Genomic DNA, 21777 nt, shown 5'->3' on the forward strand with positions numbered 1-21777 from the left:
CCAAACCACTTTATTTAAGGAAACCGTACTATGTCAGACAACAACTATGAAAATGGTCTAAAAGTCAGAACGGAGGTTATGGGAGAAGCGCATGTCAAACGCTCGCTCGATGCTGCTACGCCGTTTACCCAGCCTTTGCAGGACTGGATTATAGAGCACGCTTGGGGCAGCACATGGCGAGATGATCAAATCCTACCACGTAAATATCGCTCATTAATCACCCTCGCCTTTTTGATCGCGCAAAAAAGTCCCAACGAATTAAAAGGTCATGTCAGAGGCGCGATTAATAATGGGGCAACAGTCGAAGAGATTCGTGAAGTCCTGATGCACAGTCTACCCTATTGTGGTGCCCCTGCAACGCAAGAAGCATTTCGTGCCGCCATTGCCGCTTTGGAGGAGATGGGCATTGATCTGGATAAAGAGTAAGATGCTTAATGAATCATAAAGAATAAGGGTAATATTTAATTAGTCGCTCTAAAAAGGCATACAGAAATGCCAATCTCAACTTAAAGTATAAGTTGTAGCTTTTGCAAGGTTTAGCTCCCTTCCTTTTTCAAAGGAAGGGTTGGGGATGGATTTTCAGTAAAAATCCCCCTTTGAAAAAGGAGGACTTGCCACCCCTTATAGTATCTTTCAATAGATTGCATAATAAAGGTAAAATTTATGAAGGATAAAGGTTAAAGAAAATAATAGTTTGATTAATTTAGTCAGACACTAGACAAATACTAGATACACTCAGCGCCATTCAACACAGTTGATACGTTGAAGTATCCGATTTAAACCTCATATCTGATATAATAACCCACCAATTCTATTATTCATTCGACTAAGAAACCCCTTGCGAGTCATTGCCATAGATTTGACAAACTCTCGCAAGGGTTGGGACAGAAGCTGATTATGACGACAACAGTAGAAACTTTCGTACCAGAGGCCAAACCTAAGCCCAAAAAAGCAGTAAAAGGTGAGAAACTTCGTGGCTATGACAAAGTTGCGCGCATCCCAATTAAGGTCATTCCCACCGTTGAAGCGCCGAAAAAGCCTGACTGGATTCGGGTAAAAATGTCCTCGCCAGCGGAAGTTGACCGTATCAAGAAAACCCTTCGCAAACAAAAGCTATACACCGTTTGCGAAGAGGCGGCCTGCCCTAACCTACCTCAGTGCTTTGGCGATGGTACCGCAACCTTTATGATTATGGGCGATATCTGTACCCGTCGTTGCCCATTTTGTGATGTGGCACACGGTCGTCCTAATGAGTTAGATAAAGATGAGCCACGCCATACCGCCGAAACCATCTTAGGCTTAGGTCTTAAGTATGCGGTTATCACCTCGGTTGATCGAGATGACTTAAAAGATGGCGGCGCTCAGCATTTCGTCGACGTGATTAACGAATCAAAAGCGTTAAGTCCAAATTGTCTCATTGAAATCCTCGTCCCTGACTTCCGTGGACGTATGGAGGTCGCACTCGACTTATTGACCGAGACCGCGCCAGATGTATTCAACCATAATATCGAAACCGTACCTCGTTTGTATAAGGCATTCCGCCCAGGCTCAGACTATCAGCACTCACTAGATTTGCTCAAACAATACAAAGCCCGTCGCCCAGATATTGCGACCAAATGTGGCTTTATGGTGGGACTGGGTGAAACCGAAGAAGAGGTTTACACCTTACTAGATGACCTAAAAGCTCACGATGTTGACATGATTACCATTGGCCAATATTTACAGCCTAGTAAAAACCACGCCCCTGTCGACCGCTATGTGCATCCTGATGAATTCCAACGCTACATGGACTACGGCAAAAAGATTGGCTTCTTTAGTATTTGGGCCGGTCCTATGGTTCGCTCAAGCTATTTTGCCGACCGTCAGTTCTATGGCGAGGACTGCCCTGCCCCAATACGCAGTAAAAAAGCATTAGAGGCAGAAGGTAAACTTGGCTGCTAGCGCTAAAATGAAGTTTTAACTATTAACTAGCATATATGTGGAGCTGATCCAGCTTTACGCTACTATCTCCTTGGGTGAGCAAGGCAGGTGGCTAACGTATGTACTGTCTCCTGCTTCGCGAGTCAGTACATCCTAAGCCCCTGCAACTTGCTCACCCAAGCAGTATATCCGCTTCAATCTGGGCTAAACCGCTTTTAGCTCAACGTTCATAGTCAAATTTACACGATTTGCTGATAAGCACTAATTAAAGTTAAAGAGGTCTAATACTTGAGTATTAGATCTCTTTGTCTTTAACCGCAACAACGACAATTTATAATTTATAACGTTTGTACTTACCTTCCTCGATAAGCCTCGATAGGTTGCTTTTTAGCATTAATGGTAAACCAACCGAGCGTTAAATCGTTGTCACCATCACCGGCTTTTGCTTGTCCTTATTGGCCATACTATTCATCACAAAAATACCGACCACAATTACCCCTCCGATAATATCCGTCATTAATTCAGGATAAATGAGCAGTATAGCGCCAACGGCCAGTATCAGTCGGGTAATGGAATTCATTGGGCCTTTAAAGTAGCCTTCAACAGCGGCACTCAGACCTATAACACCTGTTACCGAAGTAAAGACCACGGTCACGATCTCAATGATTGGCGGTAAAGGAAACTCTTTAGCAGTAACCGCTAATCCAGCAGGGTCAATCATTAACATCGTCGGATTATAAATAAACATAAACGGCACGATAAATCCTGCCAATGCCAGTCTTAACGACTGAAAGCCTGTCTTCATCGGATCGCCACCGGCGATACCAGCCCCTGCAAATGCTGCCAAACATACAGGCGGGGTAATATTTGCAAAGATACCAAAATAGAAGACAAACATATGCGCCGCTAAAATAGGAATATCAAACCCTGCTAAAGCGGGGGCCGCCATCGTAGCCGTGATAATATAGGCAGGAATAGAAGGCAGTCCCATACCCAGTACCATTGACGCAAGCATCGTCAAAATAAGGGTTAGAAATAACGAACCCGCCCCTAGAGTCACAATAGATGACGTCATCACAGAGCCAAAGCTGGTTAAACTAACCACGCCTATTATTATCCCTACTACCGCACAAGCCGCCATCACCGCTAATGATTGACGTGTACCATCCTCCAACGCGCCTAGGACATCCTTAAAGCTCATACGGGTTTCAGCTCTCAGCATACTCATTACTACCGTAAAACCGATCGTATAGGCAGCCGCAAAGCCTACAGGAACAGACTTACCTAATAAGAAGACTAGAAATACAATGGGCAATAGCATATGACCTCGCGCTTTCATCACATCTTTTATGCGAGGTAAGCTCTCTTTGGCAATGCCTTTTAAGTCGCGACGACCTGCTCTAAAATGGACCTGTGCAATAACTCCTAAGTAATACAATACCGCAGGCAGTAAGGCGGCTAAAGCGATAGTGCTATATTTAACCCCTGTTGTCTCTGCCATAATAAAGGCACTAGCTCCCATAATCGGCGGTAATACCTGCCCGCCCACTGAAGCACTCGCCTCGACTGCCCCCGCAAAGTTTTTGTGATAGCCAACTTTTTTCATCAAAGGAATGGTAAAAGCACCAGTACCCACCACATTCGCCACAGCAGCCCCATTAATACTGCCCATAAAGCCACTAGATATCACCGCGACTTTGGCCGGACCGCCTTGTTTATGTCCTGCTATTGCAAGAGCCAAATCGTTAAATAACTGTCCCATTCCCGATCGAGACAAAAAGGCACCAAATAAGATAAATAAGAAGATAAAGGTGACAGACGCGCCAATAGCTGTTGAGTATAGACCTTCTGTTTTTAAATATAATTGACCAAAAATATCACCAATATCGTAAGCCCGTGTCAACAATCTATCCGGCATAAAGTCCAAATGGCTAAAGAAAGGGTATGCTAAGAATACCAATGCGAATAACGGTAAAATAAATCCAGTAATACGGCGTGTACCTTCTAATACACATAGCACCGTAATGATTGCAAAGATGATATCTAATTGGTTGGGTATGCCACCACGTATCGTCACAATGTCTTGGTATTCTGCCATCAAATAGACGACACCAGATAAGGACATGAGAAACAATACCCAATCATACCAAGCAATTCTCACTCTAGAAGATTTCTTAGTGGCAGGATAAATGACAAAAATCAGAGCAAAACCGACGCCAACATGAATGGCACGCTGCAATAAGGCTGGCATGGGGTTAAAAGTGATAAATAAATGGAACAACGCATAGGCTATCGCAATGGCACTAATTATCCATCCTGCTTTATGATGGCTTAATTTTCGGGTGATTGATTCACGATCAAATTTCTCGAGTATCTCTTGCTGTTTCTCAGCTGAAGGCGCATCTGACTCTATGATTTGAGAGTGAGTATCTGATTGGGACAACTTAGCGTCTATTGTATCAGACGATATCTTTTGATCGGCGTTGGGCGTATTCATTGCATGACTCCTGTCGTAGTAGCGTCCATAAACTTTGCGTCCCGGCAAAGATATAAATATTGGTATAGTCGGTTACCCACTGATGAATTGGTAAGGTTTTTTGTTCGGTAATGATTTCAGCATTAATATTGCGAGAAATCATCCAATTTAAATAAGGCAGTTGTATATTGACTTTATAATGAACATAGTCTGGGTAAAGCTCATTTTTTTCACCTATCGTGCCAGTAGAAGGCGTGCCAGCCCCAAAGGTTTGCAAGTAAGTATCCGTCAACAGTAACTGAGCTTTTTTTACTTGATATGATTCTATCCATGATTGCTTTTCAACGGAGTGCATCCACTTTAAGTCAAAATGGTCGCGTATGACACACTGTTGTTGATTAAATTGCACCGTTACAACGGAATAAGGTTTAAAAAATAAGGCTCTTACACCTAACACTATTGCTATAACAATAGCTGCAATTACAATGCCAAAAAAAAGACCAGATAAGCGAGACTGCTTACCCTGATCTTTTATCTTTACCAAAAAATGACTATCTCTCACTATTGACTAACTTTTACTATTTAGCAACGGCTTGCTCATCGTAGTATTTTTTCGCACCAGGATGAATCGGTGCAACCATCCCAGATTGCGCTGTCTCTAAACTAATATCAGCGGCTGCTTGGTGGGCTGTTTTTAGTTTATCTAAGCTCTCAAAAAATGTTTTGGTTAACTTGTAAACGTCATCTTCTGATAAGTCTGAGCTTACCACAAAGGCATTCATAATAGCGGCAGTAGGTATGGCCTCTTCATTACCGTAAGTACCTGCTGGTATTTCCTTAGCCGTAAAGTAAGTTTCATTTTTAGCAATTTCTGCCACTTTAGTTGGGTCAATACTCACTAATTGAAGGTCAAAACCTTGTTCTAGCTCCATCAGTGAAGAGTTCGGTAATCCGCTCGTTAAAAATGCAGCATCTAATTTACCAGACTTTAAGGCATCAGCAGCTTCTGCATATCCTAAATAATCCACATCAACGTCATCATAAGTCATTCCAAAACCTTGAAGTAGATTACGGGCGTTGACCTCGACGCCAGAGTTTTGCGCACCAACTGCGATACGCTTGCCTTTTAAGTCTTCGAAGTTTTTGATACCTGATTTCTTAGAGGTCACAATCTGAACATAGTTAGGGTAAAGTGCAGCGATTTGCTGAACTTTCGTGATAGGCGCGGTAAAGTTATTACGACCCAATACAGCATCATTAACCACATCACTCATTGCAAATGCCATTTCCACCTTGCCCTGATCAATTAGGTTCATGTTTTCAACAGAAGCACCCGTAGTTTGGGTTTTTGAGTTCACACCATAAGTTGAGTTGTAGGCTTCGGTCAATGACGTTCCGATTATATTGTAAGGACCTGAAGCACCCCCAGTCGCTAGCGTCGCAAATTTAGTTTCAAGCTTATCGCTTGAGGCAGCAGCTGTTGTATCGCCACCTTCAGTTGATGCTGTATCGTTTTTATCTGTGCAGGCTGTCATACCTAGGCATGACAGTAGAATGATTGATGCTAGAAGTGATTTTTTGGTAGTGCCAGTTTTAGTAAATGAAGAAGTGAATGACATAGCTATATCCTTATAAGTTTGATAATAATTCCATTTAAATGGATCCATGAATGATTATATCGTAACTGTGCAAAGGCACAATTTAATGAATGAAAGATCTTAAATGCATTCTTTAAGTATTCAATTGAAAGACTTAACATGTATTATAGTCACATTTATAACATAAAACTTAACATCCTGATACAACTTAAACCGCTAGTAACTAAATATTTCTCATTTTTACAATGTTATGACTCTCTTTTAATATTGAATTTCACTTAATTTATAGCGAGATTTATGACTGAATTAGACTATGTGTTAACGATAGGTATTATTTTTCAAAATCACGCCAGTATTCTATATAATGGAGATAATACTAAGAGTGCTAAATGGACTTAAAAATAAATAAATTGGACTCTTAAAATATCATTTTATATCTAAGATTCTAATTCATAATCTTATTCTAAAGGACGCATCATGGCTAAGACTTTGCTTTCATCTGACCACATTCATACGTTACATCATACCTTGTATGAGCCTGAACAAGAGGCAAAAGCAACCTTGCTTATTTTACATGGCATGTGTGAACACAGAGGTCGATATGATAAGTTTGCACAATTTCTTGCCGACCAAGGTATTGTTGTCATGACCTATGATCAACTCGGTCATGGTCATAGTATTCGAAATGCGGATGAACTTGGCTATTTTGCGCCGTCGCATCCAGTTCAGACTGTTCTGAAAGACGTGATCATCATGGCAAATAGTTTAATGCGACAGTACCCAGATCTGCCGCATTTTATTATGGGTCATTCGATGGGTTCATTTATAGTCCGTAATGTATTACAGGTACACAGTAGTGAGTTTGCAGGCGCTATTCTCATGGGCACTAGTGACTATAATCCGTTACTTAAAGTCGTTTTACCCCTGTCTAAAGTGCTCAATAAAGTTCAACCTAAGCGTCCTAACCCTGCCTTCTCAAAGGTAATGAACAGGCTTTTAAATAGTCAACTAAAAAGCAAATCCATCAATTCTGAATATGCATGGTTATGTGCCAATCCAGAGGCAGTGGCTGACTATGAAAAAGATCCGCTTTGTGGCTTTGACTTTACCAATAATGGCTTCTGGACTTTATTTAGCTTAATGGATACCGGGCTCTCAAAAGACTGGGCTGATACCATAGACCACGACTTCCCTATGTTATTCATTAGTGGTGAAAACGACCCTGTTGGAGATATGGGCAAAGGCATACGTAAGCTGAATAAGCGACTAAATAAACAGGGTTTTCATCATGTCGAGCAGCAGCTTTACCCATTAATGCGCCATGAGCCACTACATGAAGTTGACAATCAACAAGTCTATCAAGATATTGTAAACTGGATTGAAAATCGACTTAAATAGCCACTTTTTTTATAAGACTGACTTTAATAGGATTAACGTTAATAGTGTCATTTATAATAGTGTCATTTAGTGGTTTTCAATCTTGTTATTGGTTATTGGGCGAGTTAGATTCTAAATTGAAAATTTTAATTATTAAAAACTAACACGTTAATTTGCTAAATAAGTAGAAATTAGCGACAATATGTACCGCGAAAGCCTGACACTATCTTGCGTTTATATTCACTTTCATTAACTTATTTCGGGTAAAAATATGTCTTTAGAACAAATTATTGAACAAGCTTTTGAGAAACGTGCGGAATACAGCCCAACCACCATGCCCCAAGATGTCAAAGACGCTGTCAACAGTGTACTAGACCAGTTGGATAATGGCACTTTACGTGTGGCTGAAAAGAAGGATGGAGAATGGGTTGTCAATCAGTGGGCTAAAAAAGCAGTCTTGTTATCGTTCCGTTTAAATGACAATTACCCTATGCAAACCGGTGATCACCTGCAGTTTTATGACAAAGTCCCGACTAAGTTTGCCGATTGGACTGAACAACAGTTTGCAGAAGCTGGTGTTCGCGTTGTACCGCCCGCAGTAGCCCGTCGTGGCTCTTTTATTGCTAAAGGCGTTGTATTAATGCCAAGCTATACCAATATCGGTGCCTATGTTGACGAAGGTGCGATGGTTGACACTTGGGCAACAGTTGGCTCCTGTGCTCAAATCGGTAAAAACGTGCATCTATCAGGTGGTGTTGGTATTGGCGGTGTTTTAGAGCCATTGCAAGCTAACCCAACTATTATCGAAAACAACTGCTTTATTGGCGCGCGTTCTGAGATCGTCGAAGGGGTTATTGTTGAAGAAGGGTCAGTGATTTCTATGGGTGTTTATATCGGTCAGTCTACCAAGATTTATGACCGTGAAACGGGTGAGATCATGTATGGTCGTGTACCAGCTGGATCAGTCGTTGTTTCTGGTAGTCTGCCATCAAAAGACGGTTCACACAGCTTATATTGTGCAGTAATTGTTAAGAAAGTTGATGCCCAAACCCGTTCTAAAACCAGTATAAATGAGTTATTGCGTCTGGCCTAATCAGAACTGATTCAACGGTTTAATAAGTCGTAAAGCCGCTTTTATAATTTGGCTAGAATTAAGGAGCTAAATTGAAGGGCTAGACTAATAACATTTAAATAAGGTGCTTAGAAAATTTCTAAGCACCTTATTCGTTATATTTATTTACTCTATTAATTTTTATTCTTAATTAACTCTATTTATTCCTACTATTTAATACCCATTTAAAAATCAACCTATCGAAATAGACGAGTGCAAACACGACAAAGAGTACGTTTAATGAATCTGACCGAGTCTAAAAATATAGGTTGTTTTATAGAAAACGTATCTGAGAAAATGTATCAGTATCGCATCCCTTTAAAGGCATATCCTTATGACTGACAATGAGCCTATGAGTGAAAAAACGGTATTCCCAAACCTACGCAATACAGCCATTCCAGTAACTGATCCAGAGTCAGGTCTGCGTATGACAGAGATATTCTACTCTTTGCAAGGAGAAGCACTAACCTCAGGATTGCCGACGGTGTTCGTCCGCTTAACAGGTTGTCCTCTGCGCTGTGTCTATTGTGATACTACGTATTCCTTCACGGGTGGGGAGAGATTATCCCTTGATGCCATTGTAGAGGATATTGCTCAGTATCCATGTAAGCGGGTATGTATAACCGGTGGTGAGCCTTTAGCTCAGCCTAATTGCATCGCCTTAATACATCGATTACTTAACGATGATTATGAAATTTCACTCGAGACGGCTGGCGCATTATCTATCGCTAAAGTGCCAAATGAAGTCAGTACGGTGATGGATATCAAAACGCCAAGTAGTGGTGAGGCCGATAAAAACTTATGGTTCAATTTGAACTATCTGACGCAGCATGATCAACTTAAATTTGTGATTATGAACCGGCATGACTATGACTGGGCGAAAGAGAAATTAGCTCAATACGAGCTTGATAAAAAGGTCGGTACGGTTTGGTTTTCACCGATGTTCAATGTTTATGATTCTACTAGTGATGATGATATTACTGTTGGCGATAGTGATGGCTATAAAAATACTAGCCCTAATGTAGAGGTGCCGAATTTAGCTCGTGAGTTAGCAGAATGGATCTTAGCAGATGCGTTACCGGTGCGGTTGCAATTACAACTACACAAGATCATTTGGGCTGATGCGAAAGGTAAATGATGTGATAGGTTAATAAGGTGATTTACAATGCTATTCTTTATCCAGTGACTGATCTGTATTAAATAAAGTCATAATATAATGAATATGCTTATCGACTACCGCTTTAGAAAAGGGGTCAGTGCCTGACAATCTCTTATATTGAGGGGCAAAGGTAAAAATAGAGGTAACCGCACCAATAAATAAATAACGTATATGCAAGCTGTCCCCTTTGGGTATCAAGCCTAACCTTTGAGCTTGCTTTAATATATCGAGCTCTGTATCCGAGTAAGGACTGATATATTCGTCAGTAAACCAATTTAACAAAGCTAAATCTCCTCGATTTGCTTGAATCATAAACCGATGAAACTCAGGGAACTCGGCGCTAAATTCTACATAATGTTTGAGAAGTTCACGAACCACCTCATATTGATCAACCTCCCCTAACTCCTTAAGTCGTATTTTTGACTGTTCTGTATAGGTATCGAATATGGCTTTGGCAGCAGCCTTCCATAACTCCTCTTTAGAACCAAAATGATGAGTAATTAAAGTATGATTAACCCCTGCCTGACTGGCTATCGATCTCGTTGACACCCCTTCAAAACCTGCAGTAGAAAATTCAGAAATTGCTGCTTTAAGAATCTTACACTTGGTTTGTTTTGAACGTTTTTGTTCGGATCGTTTTTCGACTTTTATGGTCATCTTTTTTCAGTCCTGACTTTCTACCCATACTCAATGTTGGTTGCTAAATCTTGTGTTAATGAATCACAACTTATGATTATAGCAATAACTAACGGTGTAATCTTTACTCTTAACGTGCCTTGTGACTAAAAACTCTTAGGTCACTCTTAGCACAAAAAAACCCAAGCAGGTTGCTTGGGATTTTTAAACTTCTTGGGACTGATTACGTAACTTTATAAAATTACTGTTTTAATTTACTATTTTAAGTTACTGATTTCAAGTTACTGTTTATGAATAACAATCATAGGCAAACTTAGTTTTACTGATTAATGATATCGACGCCTTTAGGAGGTGTGAATTTGAACTGGCTACTTGGAATGCTGGTATTCATTTTAACATTGTTAAATTTGATCGACGTTACCTGCCCTAAAGAATCGTTCAACACCATCATCACCGGCTTTCCCCCATTGAAGCTTACTGATAAGCTTTTAAAGTTACCAGCACTACTTTTAGGATATAAGACATAGTAGTTTTTGCTCGCATTCGGTTGAGTAATTTTAAAGTTTTGAGCAATTTTACTTGGATCACCAGATAACAATAAGGCTGGCGTATCCCCTAACTGCTGACTGGCACTTTGTTTAGTAACTTGTTCTAAATCCTTATCATACACCCATAATGCACTACCATCGGTTACTATTAATTGCTCAAATGGAGAGGTAATATTCCAGCGGAAGTTATTTGGACGCTGCAAGCTCATATTTCCTGAGAATGTCCCATTTTTTGCACTTAATCTACTTTGATTACCATTTGCCCCTTTGGTAGTTTGGGTAAAATTAGCAGTCATACTTTTCGTTGCACTAAGTAATGTATTGAGACGTTTAGCAGCGGTTAGATTATCTGCAGCGCTAGCCGCCTGAGCAGCTTGTGATATCGCCATCATCGGCATACCCAATATAAGCGATGCAGACAATGCTGTGCCCATCACTGTTTTTAAGATAGGCGTTACTTTATTATTTGATTTTGAATGATTCGATTTTGTCGGGGTTTGCATAGTATTTTTTAAATTATTTAGCATAATTGGATTTTCCTTAAAGTATGACTTACCTCAAGATAGAGGTAATAGAGTAAAAATAAATTATCTAACTAAGTGTTTAACTTGCTAACTAGTGTGCCACTTCTTTTATTACGTGACTAGACGATTATTGCAAAAAAAACTTCTGGCTTGTTACACAGTTATACACTCCGCTTTAAAATTCACCTTTTATGTCATAAACGGATTTTTGAGACATTAATCTGTGATAAATAGCCATAAAGTTTGGCTAGTATTATTTTGAAATAAGTTTAAATCAACCTATTTGCAATCATGATAATGTCAAAAAGCCCTGATATTTCTATCAGGGCTTTTAAAACAATCAACGTGTTTTAGGACGGGACATTTAAATAGTTACCTAAATAAAATTACCTAAATAAAGTCACCGAGTTTCATTTTAAAAAACTAAACCTGTTAGTTATTAGGCTTCTTGAACAGAAACATAACGACGGTTAAATTTACCTTTTGTGTCGAACTTAACCACACCATCCGTTAAAGCGAATAAAGTATGATCACGGCCCATACCTACGCCAGTACCAGCGTGAAATTCAGTACCACGTTGACGGACAATGATATTACCAGCCACAACATCTTGACCACCAAATACTTTTACACCAAGCATTTTTGGGTTAGAGTCACGACCGTTACGAGTTGAACCAGCGGCTTTTTTATGTGCCATGAGAAATCTCCTTACTGAGACTAATTTATAAAACTTTATATTAACCAGAATATTACGAATAACTCATCATAAATCACTTATCAAGTGCTGTAAAATAATATCTGTTACTATTATCTATTAAAAATGGTATCCGAATATCTGTAAAGGTGACAACCAGCTATTAAGCAGCTATTAAGCATTAATCGCTTTAATTTTAAGCAATGTATACCACTGACGGTGGCCTTGCTCTTTATGATAATGCTTACGACGTTTATGCTTAACGATACGGATTTTTTTACCACGTCCGTGCTCTACCACTTCAGCTTCAACACTTGCGCCTTCAACAACGGGTTGACCGATTTTATAATTATCGCCATCAACAACCATTAAAACATCATCAATTTTAATCGTTTCGCCTTGCTCAGCTTTAAGAAGCTCTACTTTTAGTAGCTCATCAACGCTTACACGGTGTTGTTTACCACCACTTTTAATAACTGCGTACATCTTATGACTCCGTTTAACCCGTGTGCCGTGGTCCTTAAATTTGCAAAGTTAACCCAGTTTTAAAAAGGTTACTTCACAATTTAATGACACTTCAGCTTTTGCCTGATCAACGGTCACGACAGGGAAAGTTACAGAAAAATAGCCATCAAACAATTGAATACTGTTAATAGAGAAAATCACCTCTATTGTAATAGCATTTAACTCATTGTCATTAGCTTTGAATATGAAGACGGAATTCTACGCATTTATTCAATAAATTGCAAGGGATGATTGCAAATTAAGGCTATGTTATTATTCAGCTTACAGTTCATTTAAAAAAGTCAGTTCATATAAAGGTTGACTTAGTTGGCTGCCCTGTTCAATACTCATCATTGGCCTTACAAAACCTTATCTGATAAATAACCTTTATCTGTTAAATCCAATTAGGTTGCACTCATGAGTTTAATCCTTAAATAAGCATACCTAATTTTATAAAGCTTTATAATCTTCCATAACATACAGCTTTTCAATTATTTTAATTTTAGTTGATAATAATATGACCTCATTAAATACCGATATGTCCTCAAATCGTAGTACCAGTAATAATACTACTAGCACTAATGATATAAATTACAAAGATCATAGCAGTCATAATACCAATAGCTCCTCCCCTACTGCTACACTAACCTATTCCGATATACAACAAATTATTGCCAATGACTTTGAGATTATGGATAAGCAGGTTTTTGGTAGCTTAAACTCAAAAGTTCAGTTGGTCATGAATGTGTCTCAACATGTTATTAATGCTGGCGGCAAACGTATGCGACCTCTCATTACCTTGCTTTGTTCACGCTTATGTGTGGATGAGCAGTCGCAGAATGCGATGCATTTAGCAGCGATTACAGAGATGCTACACACTGCGACATTAGTGCATGATGATGTGATAGACGAGTCAGGTCTACGGCGTGGACGTCCTACTGCTAATGCAACGTGGGACAATCCAACGGCCGTGTTGGTAGGTGACTATCTGATAGCGCGCGCTTTTAACTTATTGGTAGGCTTTCAAAGCTTACCCTTATTGAAGCTGTTCTCTGACGGTACCTGTGATATTGCTGAAGGTGAGGTATTGCAGTTACAACATCAGCACAACCCTGAGGCCACTGAAGATGATTATATGCGTATCATTGATGGCAAAACCTCTCGCTTGTTTATGATGGCAACTTGTGGGGTCGCCATTTTACAAGATCGTCCTGAGTTTATGCAGCCCTTTAGCGACTTTGGTCAACACTTTGGTAATGCCTTTCAAATTATTGACGATGTTCTTGACTACAGTGGTGATAGTGAGGTGATGGGTAAGAATCTTGGGGACGATCTTGCTGAAGGAAAGCCAACTTTACCTACCATTATTGCTCTACAGTTATATAAAGAAAAAGATGAGGCAAAATATAACACTTTAAGAATTGCCGTACAGACAGGCAAAGTAGAGAATCCTGATGAACTCATCAAGCTGGTTCAAGAGTCTGGAGCATTAGAGTATTGTCGTGAACGTGCTTTAGAAGAGACACGTTTGGCTCAACATGCCTTAAAACAATTACCTGAAAATATTTATAGTCAAGGTCTGTGGCAACTAACTGAGCTTGCCAGCTCCCGTTTGGCCTAACCGTTTAGTTTGTAGATAGTTTAGTATTAAAAAAGAGATACAGAAATAAAAAAGAGACACATAAAATGTGTCTCTTTTTATTTAAGCCCTATTTCTATCTAACGACTGTCACCTAACGTTTCTTAAAAAGTATCGAGGCGATGAAAGCATCAATAAGAAAGTTATATTTCTAATTGTTATATTTTACACTTGTAATATATAATAGCTTTAAATTCTTCTATTAAAAGTTCTTCTATCAATATTTAAAAATAGAATATGAAATTATTTTTTAAATATTGAATTTTACAATTATAAAACAAGCAATAACTATTACATTGCTAAAGTACTCATATTTGTATTACCTTTTCGATAAAATTACCTCTCTGTTTCGGACTTATTGAGAGTATCATTAGTAGCGTTTGTAGTCGTCTCCCTGTCCGCACTCGCCTTTATTGATAAGTTAAATTATTGATAGGTTAATTTTAAGATTTGGTATATGGTTAATCTTTCTAATCAGCAATCCGCATCCTACTTATTACGCTATTAATTAATGCTTGTGATGACCCATAAATAAGGTTTTTTCATGAAACACACTCCTCTTTTTATCGCTGTTAGTTTGGCTGTATCAAGCCTATTTATAGCAGGCTGTGATAACAGAAATAATGACTCGCAACAAGCCTCAGAGCAGCAGAAAATGCCGCCAGCTGTCGTGAATGTTATGCCAGTCACCTTTCAGTCTGTGCCTTTAGTGCAAGAGTTTTCAGGGCGTACAGCAGCGTATGAAGTTGCTGATATAAGACCTCAAATTACGGGTGTCATCGAGGAGATCAGATATAAACAAGGCAGTATGGTGCAAAAAGGACAGCCTCTTTACAAAATAAGCCCAGAAAATTACCAGTCTAATGAGTATGCCAACCAAGCAGCGGTTAAACAAGCCATTGCAAATGTTGAGACTGCTAAAGCCAGTTATAACAATGCCGTTGCTAACGTTAAATCTCGTGAGGCTGAGTATGAGCAAGCGATAGCGGATCTAAATCGTATCCGTCCTCTATTAGACTTAAATGCCATCTCTGAGCAACAAGTTCAGCAAGCGGATACCCGTGTCAAAACAGCCGCTGCTGCTTTGGCAAGCTCCCAAGCAGCCGCCCAACAGGCTCAAGCTAATATAGGTAGTGCACAAGCTGCAGTCGACACAGCGCGCGCTCAGTTAACCAGTAGTGAGTTAGATATCAGTCGTACCATAGTGAGGGCACCTATTGATGGCATGACAGAACGCTCTAATGTCACCGCTGGCGCACTGGTTAATGCCAATCAAGCCGAGCCTTTGGTGACTATTTCTAAGATAAATCCCATTTATGTTGATATTAGCCAGTCGTCATCAGATCTGCTAAAGCTTAAACAGCAGCAAGCAAAGGGTGAGCTTCAGCCCGGCTCAAGTAAGGTTCAGTTGGTATTAGAAGATGGTAGCACTTACCCTGTTATTGGTCAGTTGTCATTAGCAGAGGCAAAAGTTGACGAATCAACTGGTTCTGTGACGTTACGTGCGATATTCAAAAATGACAACCAAACCCTATTGCCTGGGATGTATGTGCAGGCACGCTTAATACAAGGGGTTGTCAATAACGCCGTCTTGCTGCCACAAAGTGCAATGATTCGTACACCAAAAGGTGACACTCAAGTATATATTGTCAATGAAGACAATAAAATTGAAACCCGAAATGTTACGGTAAATGGCACTTATCAAGGCAATTGGATCGTCACTGATGGCTTACTGTCAGGCGAGAATGTGGTCATTATCGGTGGCTCTAAAGTTAAGCCTGAACAAGAAGTTGTCAGTAAACCCTATCAACCGACATTGAGTAACGGTGCTAACAATGCCGCAAAAGGTTCTAATGCCGGTCCAGCTCAAGGCCCTATAGCACCTAGATCAGCGATGCCAAAAGGACAAGGTCCTGTTGCACCTCCTAAAGCGTCACAATCAGCTGAAACTCAAAACGCAAACTAACTCAAAAATAGGCAGACTAGGAAATAATCATGTCACGATTTTTTATTAACCGCCCTATTTTTGCTTGGGTGATTGCAATTTTAATCATGCTAGTCGGTGTGATTTCGGTTATTAACTTACCCATTGAGCAATATCCACGCATTGCACCCCCAACTATTAATGTCAGTGCCAACTATCCGGGCGCCAATGCCCAAACTGTTGAAGACACAGTCGTTCAAGTTATTGAACAGCGTATGAAAGGGCTTGACGGACTGATGTATATGTCCTCAACAAGCTCTTCAAATGGCAGTGGTTCGGTAACCTTAACGTTTGAGAATGGTACAGATCCTGATACCGCCCAAGTTCAAGTTCAAAACAAGCTGCAATCGGCGATGAGTTCACTACCTGAGCCCGTTCAGCGGCAAGGGGTTAATGTCAACAAATCTTCCAGTAGTTTTTTGATGGTACAGGCCTTTATTTCTGAAGATGGCAGTATGGATCGGGTAGATATCGCGGACTATGTCGCCTCCAACATTGTTGATCAAATTAGCCGTGTAGAAGGTGTGGGTGAGGTGCGCTTATTTGGGTCTTCTTATGCCATGCGCATTTGGCTCGATCCGGCGCGTCTACGTAGCTATAACCTTGTGCCTAGCGATGTGGTCAATGCCATTCGTGCGCAAAATGCTCAGGTATCAGCAGGACAGCTAGGTCAGGCGCCCGCAAACAGTGAAGAACAGGTGATCAGTGCCACGGTTACTGTTCAAAGTTATCTACAAACGCCTGAAGAGTTTAGTAATATCTTACTGAAAACGGACAGTTCTGGTGCTCAGGTTCGAGTTGGCGATGTGGCAAAAGTAGAGCTTGGTAGTGAAAATTATAGTACCAATGCGCTATATAATGGTAAAGAATCAGCCGGTCTTGGTATTTCACTGGCGCCAGGGTCTAACGCTCTTGAGACCAGAACCCTAGTTGGTGAGCGTATGGCGCAACTGGAAGCGAACTTCCCACCTGGATTGACAACGGTCGTCCCTTATGACACGACGCCATTTGTGAAGCTGTCCATTGAGCAGGTTGTGCAAACGCTTATAGAGGCGATCGCGTTAGTATTCGTGGTTATGTTTTTATTCCTACAGAATTGGCGAGCAACCCTTATCCCAACCTTGGCCGTACCCGTTGTCTTGTTAGGTACTTTTGCCGTACTTTATATGGCAGGCTTTAGCATAAACGTTTTGACCATGTTTGCTATGGTTCTCTCCATTGGTCTTTTGGTCGATGATGCCATTGTTGTGGTGGAAAACGTAGAACGTATCTTAGAGGAATATCCAGAGATATCCGTCAAAGATGCCACCATTAAATCTATGGTTGAGATCAGTAAAGTGGTTATTGGTATCGCCTTGATTTTATCCGCTGTATTTGTACCCATGGCATTCTTTGGCGGCTCAACAGGGGTTATTTATCGTCAGTTCTCCATTACCCTAATCACAAGTATGGTACTGTCTGCTATCGTAGCGTTAGTCTTTACCCCTGCGTTGTGTGTTACTTTATTAAAACGTAATAAAAACCATGATAAATCTCATAAAAGAACGGGTTTTTTCGGTTGGTTCAATCGCTCGTTTGAAAAATTAAGTCATTCATACGAAAGCTTTATTGGTAAAAGCATCAACGTTAAATGGTTGTATTTACTAGGTTATCTGGCCATTATTGGTCTAATGTCTGCTATATTTCTGCGAATTCCCGGCTCATTTTTACCTGAAGAAGACCAAGGGATTATGATTACCCTCGTTCAACTTCCTGCCGGTTCAACCTTAGATGACACCCAACAAGTATTGGATAAAGTCCGAGGCTATTATGACAGCGAAGAGCCGGATAATGTCGATGCGGTGTTTACTATTGCAGGATTTAGCTTTGCAGGTCAAGGTCAAAATATGGGACTTGCCTTTATCCGATTATCCGATTGGGAAAACCGTACAGGAGCTGAAAACTCTGCGCAAGCTGTCTCCAAAAGAGCGATGGGCTATTTTTTCACCCAGATTAATGAAGCGCAGGTGTTTGCTATCGTACCCCCTGCAATTACCGAGCTTGGCAATGCCAGTGGTTTTGACATGATGCTACAGGACGTTGGTAATATCGGTCATGAAGGGCTACTTGCCGCACGAAATCAGCTTATTGGTATGGCGGCCCAAAGTGATCAAGTCACTGGGGTTCGCCCGAACGGTCAAGAAGATGCCCCTCAATTAAAAGTAAATATTGATCAAGAACAAGCCGCTGCTTATGGATTATCACTGTCGTCTATAAACAGTGTTATTTCGACAGCGTGGGGCTCAGCTTACGTTAATGATTTCGTAGATAGAGGTCGTATTAAGCGGGTATTTGTACAAGGCGAACCTGATAGTCGTACCAATCCTGAAGATATCAATAAGTGGTATGTGCGTAATGACTCTGGTCAAATGATATCTTTTGATGCATTCTCAAGCAGCGAGTGGGCATATGCCTCCCCTCAATTAAACCGCTATAACAGCTTGCCATCTATGAATATTCAAGGTAATGCAGCTCCAGGTTTAAGTACTGGAGAGGCCATGGCGGCTATGGAGGAAATGGTCAATCAACTTCCAGAAGGTGTTGGACTAGAATGGACAGGTATGTCCCTTGAAGAGCAAAAATCAGGTGCTCAAGCCCCTATACTATATGCCCTTTCAATTTTAGTTGTGTTCTTATGTTTAGCCGCATTATACGAAAGCTGGTCTATACCATTTGCTGTGCTATTAGTGGTACCATTAGGGGTATTAGGTGCTGTTTTATTCACTTGGTTTAGAGACTTTGCAAATGATATATACTTGCAGGTAGGCTTACTCACCGTGGTAGGCTTGTCCGCTAAGAACGCCATCTTAATTATTGAGTTTGCCAAAGATCACCAAGAAGAAGGCTACACCTTACGAGAAGCGGTAATGACAGCCGCAAGGCAGCGGTTGCGTCCTATCATTATGACGTCACTTGCCTTCGGATTTGGTGTTGTTCCTTTATACTTAGCGACAGGGCCAGGCGCTGGTAGTCAAAATGCCATTGGTACTAGTGTCGTTGGCGGCGTATTAACAGCGACCTTTTTAGGTATTTTCTTTATTCCGATGTTCTATGTTTGGGTTCGCTCTATATTCAAAATAAATAATTCTGGCGATGGTGACTCTCATAGTAACCCGAAAAATCTAGACAAAGGGACATCACTACCCGAGCAGAACGGCGCTGTCGTCACCACTACCCCATCGAATTTTGGAGACAATACTCAATGAGGACCTCTTCACTTTTACAGATGACTAAAAATAATCGAAACGCGAGTGCACCTTCTATGAACACGAGTAAACAATGGTCACGTCTGGTCGGATTATCTGCTTTAGCAGTTGCACTTAGTGCTTGTCAAAGTATCCCAACGTCTCAAAGCAACCCAGCAGTAGCTCGTCCCAATATTCCTTTAAATCCTGGTGATGGGTATGAATTATATGGTGATGTTCAAATGCCCTCTTCATTAGCAGGTGTTGGTTGGCAGAGCTTTTACACAGATCCGAAGTTAAAAGCCTTAATACAGTTGGGTCTGAATAATAATAAGGATGTTAAACAAGCGGTATTAGCCATTCAAAAAGCACAAGCTCAGTATCGAATCACTGACAGCAATGATGCGCCCAACGTTGGACTTAATGGCGGTTACTCACGTGGTGCTAACAATGTGCAAGATAGAAACCCAAGCGATAGCTACAATGTAGGATTGGGTTTGGCAAGCTATGAGCTTGATTTTTGGGGTAAGATTGCAAGCTTAAAAGAGCAGGCGTTACAAAGTTATCTTGCGACATCTGCGGCCAAAGATACAGCGCAAGTCAGCTTGATTGCAAATATTGCAAAGAGCTATGTCAACTATAGTTATCAACTAAAGCAACTTGAGCTTGCCGTGGGAACATTACAAACTCGTGAAAAAGCACTTCAAATCACGCAAGCTCGGCTTAACGCTGGCATTGACTCAAAAGCTCCTTCGCTTCAAGCCGCCGCTTCGTTGGAAACCGCTCGTATTGCCGCTTCAAACGCTCAAAGCAATGTCTTAAAAGCGCGAAATGCCCTTAAATACCTTGTAGGTGCGCCAATCACAGAGGATATGTTGCCATCGCCAGCCGTCACTTCCATTACCTCAAGTCAAGTCCTTAGCGCGGGTGTTCCAAGTGAGTTATTACGCTACCGTCCCGATGTGTTGCAAGCTGAACATCAGCTTAAAGCAGCAGGGGCAAATATCGAAGTGGCGCGTGCTGCTTACTATCCTAGTATTAGTTTGACGGGTAACTTAGGCTATCGAAGTAATGACCTATCAGACCTCTTTAAGTCCAGCGCTGCAAGTTGGTCCTTTGGTCCATCCATAAGTTTACCTTTGTTTGACGCTGGGCAACGTGATGCCAACTATCAAGTGGCTCAAATTGAACGTGATCAAGCAGTGGCAAATTATGAAAGTACAGTTGAGTCTGCATTCAGAGAAGTCAATGATGCATTAGTGGATCGGGCAACCTTAGATCAAAGATTGGCTTCTCAATATCGTTTACAAGACTATTATCAGGGCCTACTGGATATCTCTAATGCGCGCTACAAAGCTCAAGTCGATGATTACTTGGCAGTATTAGATGCTGAGCGCTCTTTATTCTCTACGCAACAATCTTTATTAGCTTTAGAACAAGAAAAACTGAATAATCAAATTGAGCTATATCAAGCCTTAGGCGGAGGTGTCAATCTTGATCCTATAGCTCTACCTGAGTCGCAGCATCGTAACCTGGTCAATGTACTTGATAATAAAGCTAATGCTAATGACTCAGCAAGAGCCGTACACGTAAATACTGGCCCAACTATCTTGACGCCAGCACAATCGTATTATCTAGAGAACAGTACCAATGACAGCCATGATACTAATACCGGTCTGCCCTTAAAGCAAATTGAACCTAGACAGATGGATGAAGAAGATCGTAACAGTGATGAGTATATCCCAGTAAATAAGTCAACTGAGGAGAAATCCTCACCTACTCCGCAAGGTCTTAACCCAACACCAAATAAATATGGCTTATTAGTACCGACACCCCAATAACTCTGTGTCGACTAAAAAATATGGCGCTAGTTAATAGCGCCATATTTTTATGAGAGATGATTAGCATTGTTGCAACTTAAATATCCTATCAAGTATAGGATTTACAAACTAAACCAATCTATTCTAACACCCTCACCTAATCAGGCAGTTCATGTTTAACATGATCTGGACTTAAGCCAAAAGAAAATACAAAAGTTGCCACTAAGCTATTAACGATGATAAAAGCGATATCTAGACTGTCATGACCCATGAGAAACCTACCGATTAAGGCAGATATTACCATCATAATGACAAAAAATATCGCCAAACAGGTCAATACTTTAGGATGCTTTAGGTTATAGGGCTGCTCGGGTTTTGGTCCACTTTCAAGATAGTATATTCTTACCGCCCAGCCAGCGGCATAAGCCAAAGCACCCATCAGTAAGTAATTTAAGAATCCCATTTATTGCTTCCTATTTATGGTTTACCTGACTTATAGAGTTTTAGCAGAGCAGGTTCTAAGGTTTTTCAGTATCAAGCGTATCATTTCTATTCGAGCAGTC

General features: G+C 40.7%; 17 protein-coding genes. 9 read left to right on the forward strand and 8 right to left on the reverse strand.

Annotated features, from left to right (window positions below):
• Nucleotides 1–30 precede the first annotated feature (30 nt).
• Both AC2SLT_RS05800 and lipA read left to right on the forward strand, forming a co-directional pair.
• The gene (locus AC2SLT_RS05800; RefSeq protein ID WP_486546691.1) at nucleotides 31–426 is read left to right on the forward strand and encodes a carboxymuconolactone decarboxylase family protein; all 396 of its coding nucleotides are present in this window, start codon (nucleotides 31–33) and stop codon (nucleotides 424–426) included.
• 471 nt (nucleotides 427–897) lie between these two features.
• Nucleotides 898–1941 carry a lipoyl synthase gene (gene lipA, locus AC2SLT_RS05805; RefSeq protein ID WP_486546692.1) on the forward strand — a complete coding sequence of 348 codons (1044 nt, stop codon included), beginning with the start codon at nucleotides 898–900 and terminating at the stop codon, nucleotides 1939–1941.
• A gap of 394 nt (nucleotides 1942–2335) precedes the next feature.
• Here lipA and AC2SLT_RS05810 read toward each other — a convergent pair whose 3' ends face one another.
• The 3 genes from AC2SLT_RS05810 to AC2SLT_RS05820 are packed head-to-tail and all read right to left on the reverse strand — an operon-like array spanning nucleotide 2336 to nucleotide 6015.
• Nucleotides 2336–4417 carry a TRAP transporter permease gene (locus AC2SLT_RS05810; protein WP_486546693.1) on the reverse strand — a complete coding sequence of 694 codons (2082 nt, stop codon included), beginning with the start codon at nucleotides 4415–4417 and terminating at the stop codon, nucleotides 2336–2338.
• Complete coding sequence (locus AC2SLT_RS05815) at nucleotides 4380–4940, reverse strand: DUF1850 domain-containing protein (protein ID WP_486546694.1); 561 nt, start codon at nucleotides 4938–4940, stop codon at nucleotides 4380–4382. Before AC2SLT_RS05815 ends, AC2SLT_RS05810 begins: the two co-directional genes overlap by 38 nt.
• A gap of 34 nt (nucleotides 4941–4974) precedes the next feature.
• Entirely contained in the window at nucleotides 4975–6015 is a 1041-nt protein-coding gene (locus AC2SLT_RS05820; protein WP_486546695.1) for a TAXI family TRAP transporter solute-binding subunit, read from the reverse strand.
• 456 nt (nucleotides 6016–6471) lie between these two features.
• Between AC2SLT_RS05820 and AC2SLT_RS05825 the strand changes: the two genes are divergently transcribed.
• The 3 genes from AC2SLT_RS05825 (at nucleotide 6472) to AC2SLT_RS05835 (ending at nucleotide 9620) form a co-directional block, all read left to right on the forward strand.
• On the forward strand, nucleotides 6472–7392 hold the full coding sequence (locus tag AC2SLT_RS05825) for an alpha/beta fold hydrolase (protein WP_486546696.1): 921 nt from the start codon (nucleotides 6472–6474) through the stop codon (nucleotides 7390–7392).
• 250 nt (nucleotides 7393–7642) lie between these two features.
• Entirely contained in the window at nucleotides 7643–8464 is an 822-nt protein-coding gene (gene dapD, locus AC2SLT_RS05830; RefSeq protein WP_486546697.1) for a 2,3,4,5-tetrahydropyridine-2,6-dicarboxylate N-succinyltransferase, read from the forward strand.
• Nucleotides 8465–8816: 352 nt separating this feature from the next.
• Nucleotides 8817–9620: a radical SAM protein gene (locus AC2SLT_RS05835; RefSeq protein WP_486546698.1), complete on the forward strand. Its 804-nt coding sequence runs from the start codon at nucleotides 8817–8819 to the stop codon at nucleotides 9618–9620.
• A 30-nt stretch (nucleotides 9621–9650) separates the two neighbouring features.
• Here AC2SLT_RS05835 and AC2SLT_RS05840 read toward each other — a convergent pair whose 3' ends face one another.
• The 4 genes from AC2SLT_RS05840 to rplU form a co-directional block, all read right to left on the reverse strand.
• A complete protein-coding gene (locus tag AC2SLT_RS05840; protein WP_486546699.1) occupies nucleotides 9651–10298 on the reverse strand; it encodes a TetR/AcrR family transcriptional regulator in 648 nt (215 codons plus the stop codon).
• Between the two features lie 298 nt (nucleotides 10299–10596).
• On the reverse strand, nucleotides 10597–11259 hold the full coding sequence (gene lolA, locus AC2SLT_RS05845; protein WP_486546825.1) for an outer membrane lipoprotein periplasmic chaperone LolA: 663 nt from the start codon (nucleotides 11257–11259) through the stop codon (nucleotides 10597–10599).
• A gap of 529 nt (nucleotides 11260–11788) precedes the next feature.
• Nucleotides 11789–12046, reverse strand: a complete 258-nt coding sequence (rpmA, locus tag AC2SLT_RS05850) for a 50S ribosomal protein L27 (protein WP_486540789.1) — start codon at nucleotides 12044–12046, stop codon at nucleotides 11789–11791.
• Between the two features lie 171 nt (nucleotides 12047–12217).
• Nucleotides 12218–12529 carry a 50S ribosomal protein L21 gene (gene rplU, locus AC2SLT_RS05855; RefSeq protein ID WP_486546700.1) on the reverse strand — a complete coding sequence of 104 codons (312 nt, stop codon included), beginning with the start codon at nucleotides 12527–12529 and terminating at the stop codon, nucleotides 12218–12220.
• Between the two features lie 709 nt (nucleotides 12530–13238).
• Here rplU and AC2SLT_RS05860 point away from each other — a divergent pair.
• The 4 genes from AC2SLT_RS05860 to AC2SLT_RS05875 all read left to right on the forward strand — a co-directional run bounded on the left by AC2SLT_RS05860 (nucleotide 13239) and on the right by AC2SLT_RS05875 (nucleotide 21235).
• A complete protein-coding gene (locus AC2SLT_RS05860; RefSeq protein ID WP_486546826.1) occupies nucleotides 13239–14168 on the forward strand; it encodes a polyprenyl synthetase family protein in 930 nt (309 codons plus the stop codon).
• Between the two features lie 562 nt (nucleotides 14169–14730).
• Nucleotides 14731–16152, forward strand: a complete 1422-nt coding sequence (locus AC2SLT_RS05865) for an efflux RND transporter periplasmic adaptor subunit (protein WP_486546702.1) — start codon at nucleotides 14731–14733, stop codon at nucleotides 16150–16152.
• Nucleotides 16153–16181: 29 nt separating this feature from the next.
• Nucleotides 16182–19415 (forward strand): efflux RND transporter permease subunit, encoded by a 3234-nt coding sequence (locus AC2SLT_RS05870; protein WP_486546703.1) that lies wholly within the window; start codon nucleotides 16182–16184, stop codon nucleotides 19413–19415.
• A 56-nt stretch (nucleotides 19416–19471) separates the two neighbouring features.
• Nucleotides 19472–21235, forward strand: a complete 1764-nt coding sequence (locus AC2SLT_RS05875; protein ID WP_486546704.1) for an efflux transporter outer membrane subunit — start codon at nucleotides 19472–19474, stop codon at nucleotides 21233–21235.
• Between the two features lie 136 nt (nucleotides 21236–21371).
• Here AC2SLT_RS05875 and AC2SLT_RS05880 read toward each other — a convergent pair whose 3' ends face one another.
• On the reverse strand, nucleotides 21372–21677 hold the full coding sequence (locus AC2SLT_RS05880) for a hypothetical protein (RefSeq protein WP_486546705.1): 306 nt from the start codon (nucleotides 21675–21677) through the stop codon (nucleotides 21372–21374).
• Nucleotides 21678–21777: the final 100 nt, after the last annotated feature.

The sequence above is a fragment of the Psychrobacter sp. CX18 genome (genome assembly GCF_057396215.1).

Coding starts and splice junctions, on each gene's coding strand:
- AC2SLT_RS05800 (WP_486546691.1), top strand. CDS start 31: ATGTCAGACAACAACTATGAAAATGGTCTAAAAGTCAGAACGGAGGTT.
- lipA (WP_486546692.1), top strand. CDS start 898: ATGACGACAACAGTAGAAACTTTCGTACCAGAGGCCAAACCTAAGCCC.
- AC2SLT_RS05810 (WP_486546693.1), bottom strand. CDS start 4,417: ATGAATACGCCCAACGCCGATCAAAAGATATCGTCTGATACAATAGAC.
- AC2SLT_RS05820 (WP_486546695.1), bottom strand. CDS start 6,015: ATGTCATTCACTTCTTCATTTACTAAAACTGGCACTACCAAAAAATCA.
- AC2SLT_RS05825 (WP_486546696.1), top strand. CDS start 6,472: ATGGCTAAGACTTTGCTTTCATCTGACCACATTCATACGTTACATCAT.
- dapD (WP_486546697.1), top strand. CDS start 7,643: ATGTCTTTAGAACAAATTATTGAACAAGCTTTTGAGAAACGTGCGGAA.
- AC2SLT_RS05835 (WP_486546698.1), top strand. CDS start 8,817: ATGACTGACAATGAGCCTATGAGTGAAAAAACGGTATTCCCAAACCTA.
- AC2SLT_RS05840 (WP_486546699.1), bottom strand. CDS start 10,298: ATGACCATAAAAGTCGAAAAACGATCCGAACAAAAACGTTCAAAACAA.
- lolA (WP_486546825.1), bottom strand. CDS start 11,259: ATGGGCACAGCATTGTCTGCATCGCTTATATTGGGTATGCCGATGATG.
- rpmA (WP_486540789.1), bottom strand. CDS start 12,046: ATGGCACATAAAAAAGCCGCTGGTTCAACTCGTAACGGTCGTGACTCT.
- rplU (WP_486546700.1), bottom strand. CDS start 12,529: ATGTACGCAGTTATTAAAAGTGGTGGTAAACAACACCGTGTAAGCGTT.
- AC2SLT_RS05860 (WP_486546826.1), top strand. CDS start 13,239: ATGGATAAGCAGGTTTTTGGTAGCTTAAACTCAAAAGTTCAGTTGGTC.
- AC2SLT_RS05865 (WP_486546702.1), top strand. CDS start 14,731: ATGAAACACACTCCTCTTTTTATCGCTGTTAGTTTGGCTGTATCAAGC.
- AC2SLT_RS05870 (WP_486546703.1), top strand. CDS start 16,182: ATGTCACGATTTTTTATTAACCGCCCTATTTTTGCTTGGGTGATTGCA.
- AC2SLT_RS05875 (WP_486546704.1), top strand. CDS start 19,472: ATGAACACGAGTAAACAATGGTCACGTCTGGTCGGATTATCTGCTTTA.
- AC2SLT_RS05880 (WP_486546705.1), bottom strand. CDS start 21,677: ATGGGATTCTTAAATTACTTACTGATGGGTGCTTTGGCTTATGCCGCT.